Annotated in this window: 18 protein-coding genes; 9 read left to right on the top strand and 9 right to left on the bottom strand. The window is 44.1% G+C overall.

The window, feature by feature from the left end; all coding sequences use genetic code 11:
- Window positions 1-18: 18 nt before the first annotated feature.
- Window positions 19-1,425, bottom strand: coding sequence for an NfeD family protein (locus AACU28_RS14440; RefSeq protein ID WP_121603109.1), 1,407 nt, complete (start codon window positions 1,423-1,425; stop codon window positions 19-21).
- A gap of 410 nt (window positions 1,426-1,835) precedes the next feature.
- Between AACU28_RS14440 and AACU28_RS14435 the strand changes: the two genes are divergently transcribed.
- Window positions 1,836-3,155: a dicarboxylate/amino acid:cation symporter gene (locus AACU28_RS14435; RefSeq protein WP_017078211.1), complete on the top strand. Its 1,320-nt coding sequence runs from the start codon at window positions 1,836-1,838 to the stop codon at window positions 3,153-3,155.
- Between the two features lie 102 nt (window positions 3,156-3,257).
- On the opposite strand, the gene AACU28_RS14430 is transcribed toward AACU28_RS14435, so the two are convergent.
- The 5 genes from AACU28_RS14430 to hisC form a co-directional block, all read right to left on the bottom strand.
- Window positions 3,258-4,565 carry a TRAP transporter large permease gene (locus tag AACU28_RS14430; protein ID WP_017078210.1) on the bottom strand — a complete coding sequence of 436 codons (1,308 nt, stop codon included), beginning with the start codon at window positions 4,563-4,565 and terminating at the stop codon, window positions 3,258-3,260.
- 21 nt (window positions 4,566-4,586) lie between these two features.
- Window positions 4,587-5,066, bottom strand: a complete 480-nt coding sequence (locus tag AACU28_RS14425) for a TRAP transporter small permease (protein WP_102502908.1) — start codon at window positions 5,064-5,066, stop codon at window positions 4,587-4,589.
- 67 nt (window positions 5,067-5,133) lie between these two features.
- Window positions 5,134-6,093 (bottom strand): TRAP transporter substrate-binding protein, encoded by a 960-nt coding sequence (locus AACU28_RS14420; RefSeq protein WP_017063537.1) that lies wholly within the window; start codon window positions 6,091-6,093, stop codon window positions 5,134-5,136.
- Window positions 6,094-6,681: 588 nt separating this feature from the next.
- The gene (locus tag AACU28_RS14415; protein WP_121603681.1) at window positions 6,682-7,455 is read right to left on the bottom strand and encodes an ABC transporter substrate-binding protein; all 774 of its coding nucleotides are present in this window, start codon (window positions 7,453-7,455) and stop codon (window positions 6,682-6,684) included.
- 10 nt (window positions 7,456-7,465) lie between these two features.
- Entirely contained in the window at window positions 7,466-8,608 is a 1,143-nt protein-coding gene (hisC, locus tag AACU28_RS14410; RefSeq protein ID WP_121603108.1) for a histidinol-phosphate transaminase, read from the bottom strand.
- A 181-nt stretch (window positions 8,609-8,789) separates the two neighbouring features.
- Between hisC and AACU28_RS14405 the strand changes: the two genes are divergently transcribed.
- From AACU28_RS14405 to AACU28_RS14380, 6 genes are all read left to right on the top strand, one after another.
- A complete protein-coding gene (locus AACU28_RS14405; RefSeq protein ID WP_121603107.1) occupies window positions 8,790-9,677 on the top strand; it encodes a LysR substrate-binding domain-containing protein in 888 nt (295 codons plus the stop codon).
- Window positions 9,678-9,962: 285 nt separating this feature from the next.
- The gene (locus AACU28_RS14400; protein ID WP_121603106.1) at window positions 9,963-10,211 is read left to right on the top strand and encodes a hypothetical protein; all 249 of its coding nucleotides are present in this window, start codon (window positions 9,963-9,965) and stop codon (window positions 10,209-10,211) included.
- A 146-nt stretch (window positions 10,212-10,357) separates the two neighbouring features.
- Entirely contained in the window at window positions 10,358-10,960 is a 603-nt protein-coding gene (locus AACU28_RS14395) for a septation protein A (protein ID WP_121603105.1), read from the top strand.
- A gap of 195 nt (window positions 10,961-11,155) precedes the next feature.
- Window positions 11,156-11,554: an acyl-CoA thioester hydrolase YciA gene (gene yciA, locus AACU28_RS14390; RefSeq protein WP_004736513.1), complete on the top strand. Its 399-nt coding sequence runs from the start codon at window positions 11,156-11,158 to the stop codon at window positions 11,552-11,554.
- A 195-nt stretch (window positions 11,555-11,749) separates the two neighbouring features.
- Entirely contained in the window at window positions 11,750-12,046 is a 297-nt protein-coding gene (locus tag AACU28_RS14385; RefSeq protein WP_004736512.1) for a YciI family protein, read from the top strand.
- A gap of 1 nt (window position 12,047) precedes the next feature.
- A complete protein-coding gene (locus AACU28_RS14380) occupies window positions 12,048-12,446 on the top strand; it encodes a GspS/AspS pilotin family protein (protein WP_004736511.1) in 399 nt (132 codons plus the stop codon).
- A gap of 108 nt (window positions 12,447-12,554) precedes the next feature.
- Here the strand turns inward: AACU28_RS14380 and metE are convergent, their stop codons facing one another.
- Complete coding sequence (gene metE, locus AACU28_RS14375) at window positions 12,555-14,903, bottom strand: 5-methyltetrahydropteroyltriglutamate--homocysteine S-methyltransferase (protein WP_121603104.1); 2,349 nt, start codon at window positions 14,901-14,903, stop codon at window positions 12,555-12,557.
- 279 nt (window positions 14,904-15,182) lie between these two features.
- Between metE and AACU28_RS14370 the strand changes: the two genes are divergently transcribed.
- Entirely contained in the window at window positions 15,183-16,094 is a 912-nt protein-coding gene (locus AACU28_RS14370; RefSeq protein ID WP_004736509.1) for a LysR substrate-binding domain-containing protein, read from the top strand.
- 229 nt (window positions 16,095-16,323) lie between these two features.
- On the opposite strand, the gene AACU28_RS14365 is transcribed toward AACU28_RS14370, so the two are convergent.
- Together AACU28_RS14365 and AACU28_RS14360 are read right to left on the bottom strand one after the other, a co-directional pair.
- Window positions 16,324-16,524 carry a DUF4250 domain-containing protein gene (locus tag AACU28_RS14365; RefSeq protein WP_004736508.1) on the bottom strand — a complete coding sequence of 67 codons (201 nt, stop codon included), beginning with the start codon at window positions 16,522-16,524 and terminating at the stop codon, window positions 16,324-16,326.
- Window positions 16,525-16,657: 133 nt separating this feature from the next.
- On the bottom strand, window positions 16,658-17,338 hold the full coding sequence (locus AACU28_RS14360) for a hypothetical protein (protein ID WP_017089423.1): 681 nt from the start codon (window positions 17,336-17,338) through the stop codon (window positions 16,658-16,660).
- A gap of 330 nt (window positions 17,339-17,668) precedes the next feature.
- Between AACU28_RS14360 and AACU28_RS14355 the strand changes: the two genes are divergently transcribed.
- On the top strand, window positions 17,669-19,981 hold the full coding sequence (locus AACU28_RS14355; protein ID WP_241905758.1) for a YgiQ family radical SAM protein: 2,313 nt from the start codon (window positions 17,669-17,671) through the stop codon (window positions 19,979-19,981).
- Window positions 19,982-20,090 lie beyond the last annotated feature (109 nt).

Here is a 20,090-nt window from a genome sequence, read left to right as displayed (position 1 = left end):
TTGTTCTAGCATGCCGCGCTAGCTAGATTTCGATGATGTATCATCGGGCAGCGCCTCAACATCCAAAGATAGCCCCGTCAGCTTGGTCACTCTGATGATCTGCCCCACTTGCAATTCACTCGCACATTTGGCTTGCCAGATCTCACCTTCGACTAGCACACGCCCCGCACCGGGGAAGCCGCTTACCACTTTGCCCGTGTCACCGACTACCGCTTCCATCCCCGTAGTCACTGGTTTGTTTCTCACTCGGACTAGCATTGATATTGTTACGACGATAAAGGCAACAGAGAACAAACTGATCCCGATAATTAGCGGCAATGCGATTTGATAACCCGGCACTTCGGTATCCATCAGCATGATCGAGCCCAATGTGAATGCGGCGACGCCACCCAAACCGAAGATGCCAAAACTGGGGCTAAAGGCCTCTGCGACCATTAAGGCAATTCCCAATAGGATTAAAGCAAGGCCCGCGTAACTCACCGGCAGCATTTGTAAGGAGTACATCGCTAATAACAGACAGATCCCCCCCAAAACACCCGGTAGCCCGACGCCGGGGTTATAGAATTCGAGTAACAAACCGTAGATACCAATCAGCATCAAAATATATGCAACGTTCGGGTTCGTGATCACTGACAGCAAACTAAAGCGCCAGTCTTGTTCTCGCTCGACAAAAGCAACATCACTAAGTTGGACTTCCTGACTGACACCGTTGATGGTTACGGTGCGCCCGTTACTCAGTTCAACCAATTGCTGAAGGTCGCTGGCAATAAAATCAATCACGTTAAGAGCCAGTGCATTCTCAGAATCCAAACTTGCTGCCTCTCGCACCGCTTTTTCTGCCCATTCTTCATTACGGTTGTGTAACTTAGCCAAACTGACAATGTAAGCCGCAGCATCATTGATGACTTTCTTTTCCATCGCAGTGGTGGCTTTTACTTGGTCTGAGTTCTCTTGTTTGGTTTCGTCTTGGTCACTCGCCGAAGTGTTATCATCTTTATTAGCATCGTCTTGAGGAGATAACGGATTAGCAGGCGCTTTGCCCCCACCGAGCGACACAGGGGTTGCTGCACCTAGATTAGTTCCGGGCGCCATGGAAGCAACGTGGCTGGCAAGTAAAATATAGGTTCCGGCACTCGCTGCTCGTGAACCCGCAGGCCCAACCCAAGTTGCTATCGGAATCGGTGACGTGGTGATGGATCGAATAATGTCACGCATCGACGAATCTAACCCGCCAGGCGTGTTCATTTTCAAAATGATGAGCTTTGCTTGCTCATCGTGAGCTTGTTCTATTTCTCTAGTGAGGTAATCACTGGTCGCCGGACCTATCCCTCCGTTCACCTCAATCACCCAGACATCATCGGCCTGAGCGAACACAGAGCTGAACAACAGAAGAAACGCAAACAAGTACTTTAATATAAAAGTCATAGCCCCCCTCCTTACAACTGAGATGCTAGATAGACGTTTTATTTAAAGCGCAGAGGTAACATCTTGGTAATAAATAGATACCTTAAGCATAGTTCAGGCTAAATTTCACACAACACGTAACTGTGGATTCACCCCAACATAGGCGTTCAAAAAACACTCGCAAATGAAATCAAAATGTTAACAAGACGTTTTCAATACCAGCGCTTGCAAATCATTCACAAAATCTCCAGCGAAAAGTCTTTTATAAATTCAACAAATAACATCGCAATAAAAAACCAAAGCAAACGATTGCATTATTGTGCAAAATCAACAAATGACATTAGACCACCTGTTTTTCAGAGACTTTCACCTCTGCTCATATTGATAAATGTAAAGGATACGTGTAAAACTCGTCGCGAAATATTAATCCAATGGTACATCGTACATTGGTGAGTAGTTCTGGGATTTTTATATTTAGTAGCACAGAGGTTATGGAAGTGTTAAAAGAAAAGAGTTTACTAAGCAACATCGGCGTTCAAGTCGTTATTGCAATGATCATCGGTACCGCTGTCGGTGCAATGATGGGTGACAGCGCAACAATGTTCGCTCCACTGGGCGCAATCTTCATCAATTTAATCAAGATGCTGGTTATTCCTCTAGTCGCAGTCGCCCTAATTTCAGGTGCTGCAGGTCTAGGTAATAGCTCATCAGCAGGTAAAGTTGGTGTGGTTACACTGGGTTACTTTGCACTAACGTCTGCACTTGCTGTAGCACTAGCGCTTGTAATGGGTGAAGTATTCGAACCGGGTCGTGGTATCGATGTTTCTGGCGTTGAAGGTATGTTCTCTTCTGAATACGCTGCGAAAGGCGAACTTCCAACGTTCTGGGCAACCATCACGGGCATGATCCCTACCAACGTTTTCCAATCACTGAACGAAGCTAACATTCTGCAAATTCTCGTTTTCTGCTTATTCTTCGGTATTGCGATTTCTAAACAAGCGAAAGAAAAACGCGACCCAATCATCAATGGCGTAAACGCGATTGTTGACGCTATGGTTTGGATGATCAACAAGGTTATGATCATTGCACCACTTGGCGTATTTGGCCTAATGGCAGAAGCAGTCGGTACATTCGGTTTTGGCGCACTTATGGTCGTGTTCAAGCTGTTCATTGTCTACATTGCTGCGATTCTTATCTTCGGCTTTGTGGCTTACCCACTGATGATTCAAATCTTCACTAAGACTTCTGCGAAGAAGTTCCTAGTGGCAATGAAGAAGCCTCAAGCGGTTGCACTATCAACAGCCTCTTCAATGGCAACACTGCCAGTAACAATGGAAACGGTAGAGAAAGAACTTGGTGTTCGTAACTCTACGGCTTCATTCGTTCTGCCACTTGGTGCGACGATCAACATGTCTGGTAACGCAATTTACTACGGCCTAGTTGCTATCTTCTTCGCACAGCTGTTCAACATCGACCTGTCTATGGGCGCTTACATTGCTATCATCGTAACGTCGACTCTAGGCGCAGTTGGTCAAGCAGGTGTTCCAGGTCCTTCTTTCCTGGTGGTTGCGGTTCTTCTAGCAGCTGGTATCCCTATTGAAGGTCTACCTCTGTTGTTCGCCCTAGACCGTATCTTCGATATGATCCGTACTGCTCTGAACATCACTGGTGATGCAGCATGTGCAGTTATCGTTGATTCTCTAATCGAAGACGAAGCGAAAGAAGCTGAGCTACAAAAACAGCAAGCGTAATATTAAGCTTCAGTTTTGATTGATAAAAAAACCGCCTTCATACAGGCGGTTTTTTATTAGGTGATGATCAATATTGAGTCGGTAAATCTTACCCTTGTAATGCTAATTGATTAATCCAAACGCACGAGGCAGAGCCAAACTAATTTCAGGAATAAAAGTAATGGCCAACAGTGTGACGATCAATACGGCACAAAACGGCATGATACTTCTTATAACATTCTCAATCTTGGAGCCACTGACACTACAACCCACAAATAGCGCCGTACCAACGGGTGGCGTTGCAATACCAATACATAAGTTGAAGATAATCATCATCGCAAAGTGAATTGGATGCATGCCTAAATGCTCAGCAATCGGCATAAAGATAGGGGTAAAGATCAATACGGCTGGCGTAAGGTCCATAAACATACCCACAATCAGTAGAATCAGGTTCATCAGAATAAAGATGATAATTGGATTGTCTGAAATAGAGAGCATCCAATCACTGATCATGGTTGGTAGACCGGTAAACGCCATTGCCCATGACATAATGGTAGAAGCACCAATCAAGAACAGCATAATGCCAGTGACCTGAACGGTTTCTCTACAAATTATCGGGAAGTGTGCCCATTTAAGAGTTCGGTAACAGAGTGACAGTATAAAAGAGTATAGAACCGCTATACATGCCCCTTCTGTTGCAGTGAAAATCCCACCAATAATACCGCCAATAACAACAACAATAAGCCCTAAGCTTGGTGTTGCTTGCCAAACAATATTCAGCACATCTTTTGCTGTGAAGCCGTCATTCGCACTTGTTTTGTAACCTTTCTTTTTAGCGATGAAATAGGCGACGACCATACAACTTAAGCCCATTAAAATACCTGGGACATAACCTGCGATAAACAGCGCCGCAACGGATGTTCCACCCGATACCACTGAAAATACGATCAATGAATTACTCGGCGGTATTAGTAAGCCTGCCGGGCAAGATGCAACGTTTACTGCTGTTGCTAAGTTTTTATCATAGCCATCTTTTTCTAATTCAGGGCCTAAGGTTTTACCAACCGCAGCTGCAGCTGCAACGGCTGATCCTGAAACGGCGCCAAACATCATATTGGCGAAGATGTTCACGTGAAAAAGTGAGCCCGGAATCCAACCAACCAAGAGCTTTGCAAGGTTGATAAGTCGACTCGCGATGCCACCCACATTCATTATATTCCCAGCGAGGATAAAGAAAGGGATGGCTAATAAACTGAAACTATCGATACCGGTAATGATTTTTTGACCCGCAGTAATACTGGCGACTTCAAACGGTAAGATGAAATACATGATCGTTAAAGATGACATGGCAATTGCAATCGCAATCGGCATGCTAATCGCGATCATGAATAAGAATAGGCCTAGCAGCCAAACACCAATGGACAAATCCATAATATAGAGTCCTTTTAAAACTTACTTTTTGTTGGGTTCACAAAAAAGATCAAACGTATTCATGACCAAATAGATGAGGATAATAACGGCTGAAATCGGCAATATTGAATAAACCGTCGACATCGGTAATTGCAGTGCTGGAGAGAGTTGTTGTGTGGTTCTTCCCATTAGGGCGGTGCCACCTTGAAGCATTGCTAGAAATACAAATGCGCCAGAAATGATATTGATGAGTACATGTAATGCGATATGTGCTTTACCCTTAAGATAACCATCCAATAACGTTATTGCTAAGTGTCCTTTGATACCGAATAAGTAGCTTGCCCCTAATAAGCCAAGCCATACCATCGCATAACGGGCAAGTTCATCAGTCCAGTTACTTGGATCATTCAAAACATAACGACTAAAGACCTGCCAAGTGACAGTAACGACAAGTAACATGAGTGCAAAAGAAGAGACAAAAAGAATCAGCCTATCAAGTAGGTTTCTGAAAGTTGCTAACATGGTGTGATACCTCAAAAAATTTTGCCTTAGCAAAGCCAAGGCAAAATTATATTTTCACTAAGACTGATTAAAGAGCTTCAATTTTTTCAATGAATGGAGCTAGTTTTGGATCTTTTTTCGCCTCATCAATCATAGGTTTAACAGCTGCACGGAAAGGGGCTTTATCAACTTCAACAAACGTTACGCCTTCTTTCATTCCTTTCTCTTTGTTCATGTCATCTGTTGCGTCCCAGATTTTGATCTGCTCCTCAAGAGACTCAGCAGCAGCTTCTTTTAAGATTTTTTGCTCTTCTGCCGTTAATGAACCCCATTTGTATTCTGAAATGATGATCACGTCAGGTGTCATCATGTGCTGGTCCATAGAGTAAAATTTGGCAACTTCGCTGTGTTTCATTTCAACTAAGCTAGAAATATTATTTTCAGCACCGTCAATTACGCCTTGTTGCAGCGCCGTGTATACCTCATTGAAAGGTACAGGCGTTGCTTTACCACCTAATAGGTTAACCATTTCCATCATGGTTGGAGAACCCGGAACTCGAACTTTCATACCAGCTAGATCAGCCGGTGAGTTAATGGCTTTTTTAGCGTAGAAGCTACGTGTGCCTGAGTCATAGAATGTAAGACCGATGAAGCCTTTACCTTCACTTGAAAGCAACATCTCTTGTGCAGCTTCACTTCGCATGAACGTTCTCATATGTGGAACGTCACGGAATAAGAAAGGCAGTGCATTAACCTTAAACGTTGGTTCAAAAGATTCGGCTAACCCACCATTGATTTTGGCCATATCAATCGCGCCAGTAACAACTTGCTCCGCTTGGTCACGTTCAGAGCCTAATTGACCGTTTGGAAAGATCTTAATCGTAAGTTCACCATTCGATTTTTCTTTAACTTTATCAGCCATGATCACCATGCCTTGGTGAGCTGCGCTTTCTAATGACATTGCATGCCCTAAGGTCAAAGTTTTTGCTTGAGCGCCAAATGCCATCAGAATTGATGCCGCTGCAATCGTCAGTAGGTGTTTTTTCATGTTCTTCTCCAGAATCCATTTTGTAAGAGGTGCAGTTTTTATATGACACGTTCTAGCTGAGCTTGAAATCTAACGTTCTATTGCATACTGCTCATGACCGTAACGTTTCATTACAATATTCTTACCTTCATATATTTTGTATTACAATACTATGTGTATATTTTGTGAGCTAAGGTTCATCTATTTGCCAGAGAGCTGAATTGATTGTGATACCAATCATATTTGGCACCAATTAGACCATTAAGCAGTCTAACTTCGGATTTTTGGGGAATTTCGATCGCTTTCAACTGCTTTTAGAACAGTCTATTAGCAATAAATTACGCGCAAATTTGTGTTATTTTAAGATCTTAAAATCAGTAATTAAGCACGGACAAAGAAGGTCTCATCGATTGAAAAAGCGAGTCGTGAACTGCGATTTCTGAGGTGGTCGAGGTAAGGTTTTAGGCTGAGCGTATGGAACAAGAGTGGATAAGCAGGGATAAAGACAACGGTGGGAATCTTACTAGGACGAATTGTTTGTAACAAAAATCCGAGAGCCTCACAGCCCTCGGATTTTTTTGATGATCTAGTTTTTAGGCGTTAGACGAATTACAAATCAGCACCATAAATATCAAACGTGAAGTACTTAGCGGCGATCTTGTCGTAAGTACCGTTCGCTCTGATCTCTTCAATCGCGGCATTGAATTGTTTCGCCAATTTTGAATCCTGCTTTCTTAACGCTAGTGCCGTGCCTTCGCCAATGTAGGCTTTGTCGGTCACTGCTTTGCCTTTGAATTCAAAGTCCTCTCCTTCTTTCTTATCTAAGAAAGCGAGTGATAGTTGGTCGGAGTTACCAAACGTTAGATCTAAACGACCATTCTGCAGATCCAGATAAACTTCATCTTGGCCGGTATAGCGTTTAATGTTTGCCACATCACCAAACTTGTCTGTTACGTAGCGATCGTGAATCGTACCTTGCTGAACACCGATGGTTTTACCTGCTAAGCCTGCCTCATCGACGCTGAATTCCGCGCTTTTAGCAGCAACAAACACGGCTGGTGTTTGGTAGTACTTATCGGTGAACAAAACCTTACGCTTACGCTCTTCGGTAATACGCATTGAAGCCATGATCACATCTGACTTTCTTGCCAACAAACTTGGAATTAACGAGTCCCAACTTTGTGAAACCCAAGTACAATCGAGTTTGGCTTGCTCACACAAGGCATCAGCTATCTCAATATCAAACCCGACAGGCACACCGTCACTGTTTTTATAGTTGAATGGCGGATACGTAAAGTCCGACGCCAAACGGATTTCTTTCGCCTGTACCGTTGTACCAAGTAAAGCGGCCGCACAAGCGAGTCCTAGTATTATCTTTTTCATCATTGCCATCCTAGATATGATCTTTATCGAGTTGAGATTGAGTTTCTTTATGTTGAGATTGTTGAATTTGTTTGCCTTGTTGATTCTTTTCTAATTCGGTTTGGTAACGTGTTAGTGACGTTATCACTTCTAACATGCTCTCTTGGCTACCAATACTGATTCGAACACAGTTACGCAAAGCAGGTTCGTGGTTTTGATTCCTTGTCACAATGCCATCCTTCGCCAATACACTGAACACTTGATGCCCAGGTTTTTGACGCAGCAAAATAAAGTTCGTCGATGAAGGGTAAACAGACTCGATGAAATCAAACTGCGTTAACTCACAAGCAAACCAGTTACGTAGTTCGACCAGCTTTTGTGTGGCGTCTTCCATCACTGAAACTCTGTCATCAGACAATGCGTCTAACACGATTTGCGATGAGCAATCTGGCATTGGATACGGTGGAATTAATTTAGCGACATACTGCATCACATTTTGACTCGCTAAGATAAAGCCACATCGGACCGCAGCCAATCCAAACGCCTTAGACAAGGTGCGAATCACTACCAAATGCGGATAACGCTCAATAAGGCTCACCGCTGACGTTTGTGGTTCAAATTCGATATACGCTTCATCGACTACCACTAGAGATTTTCCAATCGTGCCTTCCAGTACCTGAATCAAATCCGATTTGGGAATCACATTGCCCGTTGGGTTATTTGGTGAGCAAAGAAACACGATATTAGCCAACTTCGCTTTGTTCACAATATCAGTGACGTTAAGGCTGAAGTCTTCCTGCAATGGAGAATCCAAGGTATTAATCGCCAATGCATCGGCGCAAAACTCATACATTGCATACGTTGGTGAACAAATAAGTATATTGTCACTCGCTGGCTTACAGAATGTTCTGATCAGTAAATCTATCGCTTCATCGGCGCCACGAACGGCAACCGTTGCAACATCAGTTCCGCAATACGCTTGATAAGCTTTGGCAATATCTTGCGGTAAAAAATCTGGGTATCTATTGTGGCTTGCTTCTCCTGGAAACAACGAGCTTTCCAATTCATTGGCGTTTAGCCAGACTCGTCCATCACCACCAATTCTTCTTGCCGATTGGTAAGGTATTAATTTTTTTACAGCCTGAGGTACTAAACTATCGATAAAAGATGTCAAGAAGCTATCCCTTTCACAAAATCAAAATGTCTTCACCACTGCCTTCATATTCAAAAAATGTGACTTATACACATATTGAATCACAAATGATGATTAAGTATTTACATTCAAACAGAACACTATTGATAAATGAATCGAAATAATCACATAATAGCCATGATAAAAAGTCATAGGTAAAGATATGAATCGCACACTTCCTTCAACTAAAACCTTGCTCGCGTTCTTGTCGACGGCAAGGCATCTCAACTTTACGCGAGCGGCACATGAGCTCAATGTTACGCAAGGTGCAGTAAGTCGTCAGGTATTGTCGTTTGAAGAAAGCCTTGGCTGTGATCTCTTCTATCGCCATGCTCGAGGATTGTCTTTAACGCCGAAAGGAGAAGAACTGGTTCCCCTGATACAAGGAACGATTCATCAGCTGCAATCGGCTCTCAATCAAGTGGCTAGCTCTCCCTCCAAGATCAAACTCAACGCACCAAGCTGTATTACCTCTTGGCTGCTACCCAAGTTGATGTCTTTTCAGCAAGCCTACCCTGAAATTGATGTCGAGCTCACGTCGACCATCAAGCACGTTTTTGAACCAAGCTTTGACCCGTTTGACGCCGTAATCACCTATGGTAAGAAACCAAACCAACAATCGATTGTGAGCCAGTTATTGTTCAACGAGCAGCTGGCTCCGGTCTGCCAGGCGCAAAGCATTATTCAGGGCCATCTTGTAAGCAGCGCTTCTACTTTCATCAAGCCACACAAGCTTGCTCAATACACTTGGTTGCACGCTAACAATGAGCAAAGTGACTGGCGACTTTGGTTAGAGCACATAGGAAGTCATGACCTTTCAAGTAAGAACAACCAACAATTCGCGACACTTGATCAAGCGATGAATGCAGCCATTCAAGGGTTTGGCATTGCCATAGGCGATATCACGCTGGCTAAGCAAGATATTGATTTGGGCAGGTTGGTGAAAGTGAGTGAAGGCAGTGTCTTTTCTGGAAATGGTTACTTCTTGCTGCAGCCTAAGAATCGACAAAATACATCCTTATCTACGCTGGTTGATTGGCTCGTCGATTAGCGGCAATCATCGTTGGTAGGCTCCACTATAATCGGCAGTAGTACGTCATAATGAGAAATTCATCGTTCTCAAAATGAAACTATTTTATGTCTGTTACGTATTGGTTGTCAGAGAATAGAACGTACCTTGCTTTAACTATTTGAAAAGAAGTTCAATTCTATTTGGTAGGGAAAATGTTCCGTTCAATTAGAGAAAATGGCATTCGAATTGCTTTGTCATAGATAACCCAACCAATATACAGCAGGTTGCAACATTTTCACTGCAGCTTGTCACGGAGGATAGGCTATGACCTTACAAAGACATACGTATTACGGCTTGATTCACCATGGAATTAAAACCTTATTAATGGACAGAATTGGCCACTTCACAGAGCGTGAATATCACGAGTATCTCGACCTAACGACAGGCAAATCGACATGTTTTGCCATGAGTGAGCAAGAGCTCGAAAACACCTTAGACAGCTTAAAGAGCGAAGGTTACCTTGAAGATATCAAGAAGCTAATACCTCGCTACCAAACCACATCATTGCGATAACGTTATCCAACTCGATGATGAAAAGATCCGACTAGATAAAGCATTTACATGGAATTAATTAGCACCCAATTGTCTCGGGCTATTTAGCATCGAGACAGTTTTCGTTAGACTGTCTGCAACTCAACTAACTGGACAGTCAGTGCCACATGAAGCAAATCCTTGATTTCATTCCTCTCATTATTTTCTTTGCGCTGTATAAGATGTATGACATCTACACGGCTACAGGTGCATTGATTGTTGCTTCCGCAGTACAAATCGTTTTGACATACGTCATCTACAAGAAAGTAGAGAAAATGCAGATCATCACCTTTCTGATGGTTGCCGTATTTGGTGGCATGACCATTTTCTTGCACGATGACAACTTCATTAAATGGAAAGTAACCATCGTTTATGCATTGTTCGCTATCGGCCTGACCGTCAGTCACATCATGGACAAGTCAGCGATTAAAGGCATGCTGGGTAAAGAGATCACACTTCCTGAAGCGGTATGGAGCAAGATCAACTGGGCTTGGACTTTGTTCTTTACTCTATGTGCCATTCTCAACGTTTACGTTGCTTTCAGCCTACCCTTGGATGTTTGGGTAAACTTCAAAGTGTTTGGCTTACTGATCGCTACTTTTGCATTTACCTTGCTAACGGGTGTCTATATTTATAAGCATTTGCCAAAAGACCAGCATCTACAAAAAGATCAGCATCTACAAAAAGACCAGCAGAAAGAGTTAACGGATAAAAATACCGACGAGAAGTAACCCTAAGGGATGAGTCCTCATCCCCTTTTTGATACAATTATTATCAATATGCTATTTAACAGTGGCCAATGATACTCGTGATCATTGGCCACTGATTGTTTGTGTTCGGTGAATACGTTAAAAATACGACCACCGCGAGTCCCGCAAACACATCTATTTAAATTTAAAACAATCAATACCATTAAGAGTACAACAATGACTATTCAATCAACTTTGAACCCGATTGGTTCTTTACTTCTTCGCACTTTGGCGATGCCTTCTGATACCAATGCAGCAGGCCAGATTTTCGGTGGTTGGATAATGTCTCAGCTCGACCTTGCTGGCGGGATACTGGCGAAAGAGATCTCTAACGGCAAGATAGTCACGGTTTCAGTATCAGGTATCGAGTTCAAACAACCAGTTTCAGTGGGTGATGTGGTATGTGTTTATGGTGACTGCACCAAGATTGGTCGCAGCTCGATGAATATCGACCTAGAAGTATGGGTTAAGCCGGTACTTGATCACGGCATCGGTGACCGCTACAAGGTGTGTGGCGCGACATTCAACTACGTTGCTGTAGACGAAAGCGGTAAACCCCGCCCAATTAATAAATAGTACTTTCGACAGCCCTATCGCACTTTAAGGTCTTTAGTCGTTTCGATTAAAAATGCTAAAGACCTTCTCACTCTCCCGCACCATTTCACAATTTCTTATCATTAGCTCTTCCAATACCCATTAGTTCGCGTAAATTAGCAAGATAGCGAATTTAAACGCCCTCAATTTAGTGAAGTAAAATAAGGATATCTCAATATGTGGTACGTGATTTTTTCTCAAGACGTCGAAAATTCATTAGAAAAACGCCTAAGTGTTCGCCCACAACATCTAGAACGCCTACAAACACTTCACGATGAAGGCCGCCTTTTGACAGCAGGTCCAATGCCAGCGATTGATTCAGATAACCCTGGTGAAGCGGGCTTCACAGGTTCTACTGTGATTGCTGAGTTTAATTCTTTAGACGATGCACAGGCATGGGCAGACGCAGACCCGTACATTGCTGCAGGTGTCTACCAAAATGTGATTGTTAAACCATTCAAGAAAGTATTTTAACGTGAAAAAATGGATTATCGGTTCACTGGCCGCTGTTCTGCTTGCAGGCTGCAGCTCATCAAGTGAACAAGACAAACAAAGACAGCTAGAAATGATGGCGCAGCATCGCGCTGGCGTTTTATCCGCAGGCTTGCCGATTGAGTATGGTCCGCTATCGGTCATGCGCGTGCTAGCAAAAAACACGGTTATCGAAATCATGATGATCTACAACCAAGATGCAAAAGGTGCTAAACCTTTAAACCAAGTTGTAGACATGAGTGTGAATAGCTACTGCACCAACTCTGAAGTAAGAGCAAACCTCGACATGGGCTTGGCTTACAACATCAAGATTCGCAACACTCGCGGACAACTGATCGTTGAGAAGCTGATCAGTAAAGATACGTGTCAAAGTAGCAGCTAGTTTCTAGCTCGAGATTCGAACAAGTATAAAACCAGAAGGCCTCGCAAATGCGAGGCCTTTGTTGTGGCTCATCGTGGGTTAACGGATCAATCAAAATCTTAGACTGAATTATACCTCAGCTGATTCCCACTCTTTACGCAGTGTCTTAGTCGCCGAAACTAAGTTAGTTAGTGCGGCTTCTGTCTCTGCCCAGTTACGCGTCTTCAATCCACAATCTGGGTTCGCCCACAAACGTTCTGCTGGGATTTTTTCTGCCGCTTTCTTAAGTAAATCCACAATCCACTCCTCTGAAGGAATGTTTGGCGAGTGAATGTCATAAACACCCGGTCCAATCGCATTCGGGTAGTTAAACTCTTCAAACGCTTTCAGTAGCTCCATGTTCGAGCGAGAAGTCTCAATGGTAATCACATCGGCATCTAGCGCGGCTACTGAATCAATGATCTCGTTGAACTCGCTGTAACACATATGGGTATGAATCTGAGTTTCTGGTTTAGCACTCGCCGCTGAAATCTTAAAGGCATCGACCGCCCATTCTAGGTATTCTGCGTGGTCCCGCTTTTTCAGTGGTAAACCTTCACGAATAGCAGGCTCATCAATTTGAATGATGTTAATGCCTGCGTCTTGTAAATCAGACACTTCATCTCGCAGAGCAAACGCCAGTTGATTGGTGATCTCTTTGCGTGAGATGTCTTCACGTGGGAATGTCCAACATAGAATAGTGACTGGTCCTGTCAGCATGCCTTTCATCTGCTTCGAAGTCAGAGATTGTGCATAGGTCGACCATTCTACCGTCATTGGTTTTTCACGCTCGATATCCGCGACCACAATCGCGGGCTTCACGCAGCGAGAGCCATAGCTTTGTACCCAACCAAACTTGGTGGTTTGAAAGCCTGCTAGATTTTCCGCAAAGTACTCCACCATATCATTACGTTCCGCTTCACCATGAACCAACACATCCAAATCCAGAGCTTCTTGACGTTTAACCGCATCCGCGATGTGACCTTTCAGTGCAGAGTTATATTCCGCTTCACTCAGTTTGCCGGTGCGATAGGCACTGCGTTGAACACGGATTTCTCCGGTTTGTGGGAACGAACCAATGGTTGTAGTTGGTAATAACGGTAAGCCGAGAACTTCAGACTGATGTGCCGCACGTTCTGCATAAGGCGCACTTCGATCTGCTAGTGCTTTCGTGATGGTATTAAGGCGCTCTCGTACCTGAGGCTTGTTCACATGAGTCGCGCTCTTGCGTGCAACAATAGGTTGGCTGTAAGTCTCACACGCCAAAATGGCATTTTGTTCGCCGTCTAACGCCGCACCCAATAAGCTCACCTCGGTCACTTTCTGTTTTGCAAAGGCAAACCAACTCTTCACTTCTTCGCTAAGCGTCTCTTCTAACTCAAGGTCAACCGGGCTATGCAGCAGTGAACATGAACTTGCGACCCATAGTTTATCGCCTAGCTTTTCTTTCACAGGTTGCAGTAACTCAAGCTGAGAAGCTAAGTCTGCTCGCCAAACATTGCGTCCATTGATTGCACCCGCAGAAAGTACCCAATCTTCCGGTAACTTATTCACCACTTCATCGAGTTGCTGCGGTGCGGCAGCCAAATCGATGTGTAAGCCGTTGACGGGCAGTTCCACGATCTTATCTAACGTGTCAGTCACCGAATCAAAGTACGTAGTGAGCAGTAGCTTTACGTCGCCTTGAATCACTTGATAAGCCAGTTTGAATGAATCAGCCCACTGCTTTTCAAGTTCCAGAGAAAGGATAGGTTCATCGATTTGAACCCACTCAACACCCAGCTTGGCAAGTTTAGCCAAAATCGCTTGATAGGCAGTAAGAAGGCGAGGCAATAAAGTTAAGCGATCAAAGCCCTCTTCCACTTCTTTGCCTAAGTACAGATATGACAGTGGGCCGAGAAGTACAGGCTTAACTTTGTGTCCTGCTTTTATCGCTTCGTTCACTTCGTCAAACAGCTGCGGCCAGCTCACTTCAAAGGTGTCGTCTTTACTGAACTCAGGAACAATGTAGTGGTAATTGGTATTGAACCACTTAGTCATGTCGGAAGCAGCCGAACTGTCTTTAGTGCCATCATTAGACGTATGCGTACCACCGCAGCAAGTAGACTGAACTTGAGACTGACCGCGACCTACACGGAACAAGGTATCCAGATCTGGGAAGGCTTTTTCATCTTCTGCTCCACCAGCATGACGTTTTGGCACATGACCTAGAAGTAGAGTCGTTGTTAGAACATGGTCGTACCATGCGAAGTCACCCGCAGTTGCAAAGCTTAGATTCGCGTCAGCTTGTACATTCCAGTTACGATTTCTTAATTCGCTGCCGAGTTGCTTGAGCTCAGATTGATCGATTTCACCGCGCCAGTATTTCTCGAGCGTGAATTTAAGTTCTCTTTTTTCGCCGATACGTGGGTAGCCAAGAATATGCGTTGTTGTCGTCATGAGTCTGTTCCTTATTCGATAATTTTAATTTCCGGTCAGGCTGCCTTTGATGATTTCACTTTCCCACAAAGGCGTCTGGATGGCTAAACTATCGCCTTAATCCGATCTATGGACAACGTCCAAATATTCATCTTGTTTATTAATAATATTCATCTTGAATCATCCAAAGATGAACAATTTAAATCCATCTGGACATCTAGACGTTTACAAAAGATCAAAAACACCGTAGGGTGATTATTAAGAAATATTGAATTGGCTTAGGGAATATGAGGAATACTCATGATAGAGCTTAAACACCTTCGAACATTGACCACCTTGAGAGACAGCGGATCGTTAACAGCCACTGCGACCTCTCTTCACCTGACTCAGTCGGCGCTTTCTCATCAATTAAAAGACCTTGAAGCGCGTATTGGCGGTCAGCTTTTCCTACGAAAAACTAGGCCAGTGAAATTTACCTCTGAGGGTGAGATCTTGCTTAAGCTCGCGGATGAGATACAGCCAAAGATTGCTAAAGCAGAGAATGAGTTGGCGAGTCTAAAAGAGGATGTGAATGGCCGATTGCACATGGCGATCGAGTGTCACTCATGCTTCCAATGGCTAATGCCCGCTTTGAAAGAATACCAAGTTGCTTGGCCAAGCGTGACGCTAGATTTCTCGTCAGGGTTTGGATTCGAGCCTCTACCGGCATTGATGGCAGGTGAGTTAGATTTGGTGATCACCTCGGATATACAACCGCGTTCTGAAGTTCACTACGAACCGCTTTTCGATTTTGAGATGCGTCTTATCACCGCGATCAACTCTCCTTTAGCCGAAAAGCCGAGTATTGAACCGCAAGATCTTAGTGATATTACGATGCTCTCTTATCCGGTTCAAAAGCAGCGTCTCGACGTAGTAAAACACTTTTTGCAACCCGCAGGCGTTGAACCAAAGAAATGGAAACAGGCAGACAACACATTAATGTTGGTGCAAATGGTATCGGCGGGTTTAGGTGTGGCGGCATTGCCAAACTGGGCGATCAGTGAGTTCTCAAGACAAGGTTTGATAGCCAGCAAGCCGTTAGGTAAAGGGCTTTCAAGAAGACTGTTTGCCGCAGTAAGAAACTCAGAAAAAGACAAACGTTACCTACAGGCTTTCTTTAGCACAGCAAGACAGCAGAGTAAGAGTCACTTAGATGGTATCGAGGTCGTTTAAGAGACGCGTTGTTGGGTTAGTTTATGCCTGCGTTGAACCTGATAGGCATGCGCCAGAAACAAAAAAGTCACAGATTATCTGTGACTTTTTCTTTTAGCTTTAGTACCGACGATGGCGGTACTTGTTCATTCACGATACTGGCTCACTCTCGATAACTAGTTCATTCTCGATAACTGGCTCACAATCGATAGCTGGCTCACTATCAATAGAACATGCGCCAGTTTGTTGCTTATCTTGGATAAGACTTAAACTGGTTAGTTAATGGATCGTATTGATAGCCAAGCATATCAAGCTTACCTACAACACTTTCTATATCCATTTCATACATACTGATCAGCTCTTCAAAGCTATCGCATTCTAAGCGAAGTTTTTCATTCACGATTCCCAGCAAAATAATGCTATCGAAACCTTTGACGTTGCTTAAATCCATCCCGTACTCCTAACGAACACACCGACTAGATTTAAGTTTAGAACGCTTACCAGTCGCATGCTTAAAAACAGATCACACTTCTTTCGCTACAACGGATTTTATCAACTAAAAGTTTCGAGAGTTCGACAACCTCTTACAACGCCCAAACAGGTGTTAAGCCAATCACTGATGCTAATAACATCAGCAATGCTATCGTTAATTGCAGCTTCTCAGGTGTTTTGACAAACAGCAAATGCCAACACCAAACCACGATAGAAGAGATAAGCAAAGCAAAGCTAAACAACAAGGTTGAAATAACAGGTTCGAGTTGCGCTTCAGAAAATGAATAAACGTTTATCACGGTCGCCAACACCACCAGCATGCCACTCAATACGCCCACAACAGGCAGAACGCGGTGAAATGCTTGTAAGCGCGTTCTTGCGATAGTCAGCAGTAAATGTCCGAAAGAAGCACCCAGTAAAGCCACCAGCAACACAGTCGCAATAATACCGACTGGATTTACCTGTTCGCTTGCTTGGATAGCGACGTATGACAGCGCCAAACCACACGCAAGATACATCACCCAGATAGGGCCTGAATCACGTGTCTTCTTAGTTTGAACTTGAGAATAGAAATAGAAGATAGCGAATACGATCAGAAACGCTTCAATTCTTAATGAAGCAACAGCAAGCCAAAGCACGCCAATCGCAGGTAACATCTTGTGAATACGGCCACGTTGGCCAGGGCAAATATCACCCTTCACTAAGATTAAAGTTAAGATCAGTTGGGCTCCTAATAGCATGGGAGCAAATTGTACTAATAATGATTCGACCATTGTGGATCTACTTCTTCAGACTTATTTTCGCGAATAATATCAAAAACTGCTGCGAACACTAATCAAAATCACAAATTAGCGACGTTATTCAAGGCTTCAACTATGCTGTTGTATGGTTCTTTTGCCAGCATTATCTACAAAATGGCAAAAGACATCAGAACTAACAGGGGCATGTTCTACTGGCTAGTCTAGGCTCATGCCGCTATAATTCCCGCCTCAAAAATCAGAGGTTGAAATATGTACAGCGATATCACTCCTATTCACGAACACAAAAAATACTGGGCCGAGTGCTACGGAACAGCACCCTTTTTGCCTACCAGTAGAAAGGAGATGGATGCTCTTGGATGGGATAGCTGTGACATTATTATTGTAACTGGTGACGCCTATGTCGATCACCCGAGCTTTGGTATGGCTATCATTGGCCGTTTGCTTGAAGCTCAAGGCTTCCGCGTGGGCATCATTGCCCAACCAAAGTGGGACAGTAAAGATGCCTTCATGGAACTGGGTCGACCTAACCTATTCTTCGGCATCACGGCGGGTAACATGGACTCCATGATCAACCGCTACACCTCTGATCGCAAACTTCGTCACGACGATGCCTACACACCAAACAATGAAGGTGGTAAGCGTCCTGACCGTGCAACTCTGATTTATTCTCAACGTTGTCGTGAAGCCTACAAAGGCACGCCAATCGTTCTTGGTGGTATTGAAGCGAGCTTACGTCGCGTTGCACACTACGACTACTGGTCTGATAAAGTTCGTCGCTCTGTATTGTTTGATGCAAAAGCAGACATCCTTCTTTTCGGTAACGCCGAGCGTGCACTGGTTGAAGTGGCACATCGCATTGCTGACGGCGAAGACATGTCAACGCTGACAAACATTCGTGGTACAGCAATCAACCTGCCTGCAGCGCCTGAAGGTTACAAAATTATCGACTCTTCTCGTATCGAAAAACCGAACAAAGCCTATGTTCCGGTTAACCCATACGAAGTAGAAACGCAGTGTGATACCAAGAAAGACGAAAAAGAAGAAGTAAAGGCGCAGCCCATTACTATTCGCCCTTCTCGTCACGATGCAAAAACAACTGCGGTTCGTATCCCTGGTTTCGAAAAGCTCAATAACGACCGTATTCTTTACGCTCATGCTAGCCGTATTCTGCACCTAGAGACTAACCCTTATTCAGGTCGTGCTCTTATTCAACGTCACGGTGACCGCGAACTATGGGTAAACCAAGCGCCAATTCCTCTTGCTACTGAAGAGATGGATTACGTGTTTGGCCTTGCGTACAAGCGTGTTCCTCACCCTATGTATGGCAAAGCAAAGATTCCTGCATACGACATGATCAAAACTTCGGTTAACATCATGCGTGGTTGTTTTGGTGGTTGTTCTTTCTGTTCAATCACAGAGCACGAAGGTCGTATCATTCAGAACCGTTCGAAAGAATCGATCTTGGATGAAATCGAAGACATTAAAGATAAAGTACCTGGCTTTACCGGTACAATTTCTGACTTGGGTGGCCCAACTGCGAACATGTATCGCCTAGGTTGTTCTGATCCTAAAGCTGAAATTAACTGTCGTCGCCCATCATGTGTGTTCCCTAAAATCTGTGAAAAACTGAATACAGACCACCAACACACTATTGACCTTTACCGCTCTGCGAGAAAGGTTCCGGGCATCAAGAAAGTAATGATCGCATCAGGCGTTCGTTATGACCTTGCGATTGAGTCTCCAGAATACGTACGTGAGCTTGTGACTCACCACGTTGGTGGTTACTTGAAGATTGCTCCAGAGCATACTGAAAAAGGCCCTCTGGATCTGATGATGAAACCGGGCATGGGCACTTACGATCGTTTCAAAGAGATGTTCGAGAAGTACAGCGCTGAAGCGGGTAAGAAACAGTATCTAATTCCTTACTTCATCTCTGCTCACCCGGGCACGGAAGATGAAGACATGCTTAACCTTGCGTTGTGGCTGAAAAAGCACAACTACGAGTGTGACCAAGTACAGAACTTCTACCCATCGCCAATGTGTAATGCGACGTCGATGTACTACTCAGAGACTAACCCTCTGAAGCGCGTGAAATACAAAAAACGTGAAGATGTTCCAGTGCCTAAAGGCGATCGTCAACGTCGTCTGCATAAAGCATTGCTTCGTTATCACGATCCAGAAAACTGGAAGATCATCCGTGAAGCACTGATCAGCATGGGCAAAAAGCACCTAATTGGTGACAAAGCGAATTGCTTGGTGCCAGAAGAAGATTTTGAGGCTCAGACACCGGCACAGCGTCGTAAGTCTGGTCGTCATGGTTCACAACGTTTTGCAACTAAGCACAGTAAAGCTCAACCGGGTCTTGGCGGCGAAAGCCCACGTAACCATTCTAAACCAGGTGGCAATAAGCCTAAACCGGGTGGTAAGAAGCCAACAGGTAGCCAAGGTAACGGCAATCAGGGCAACGGAAAGCAGAACGGTAATGGTAACGCGAATAAACCAGCGACTGGCTTCATCAAAAAAGCCCCTGCTAGTCAGCAATCTCAAGGCAATGGCGGCGGGAATGGCAAGCCAAACCGCAGCAAAGCGGGTAATGGTCAAGGTGGTAAACCTGCAAGTAACGGAAAGAATCGCCAGCGCGCAACACAGCGTTAATATAGCGAACCGATACAATTCACGATAATAAAACACAAAGCGCAGCTATTTAGCTGCGCTTTTTTGTGTCTGTTACCAATATTTTTACTTGGCTAATTGATTACAAGGG

Source organism: Vibrio sp. SBT000027 (assembly GCF_963894355.1).
In the GTDB taxonomy this organism is placed as follows: Bacteria; Pseudomonadota; Gammaproteobacteria; order Enterobacterales; family Vibrionaceae; genus Vibrio; species Vibrio splendidus.
This window is presented reverse-complemented; position numbering and strand designations above follow the sequence as displayed.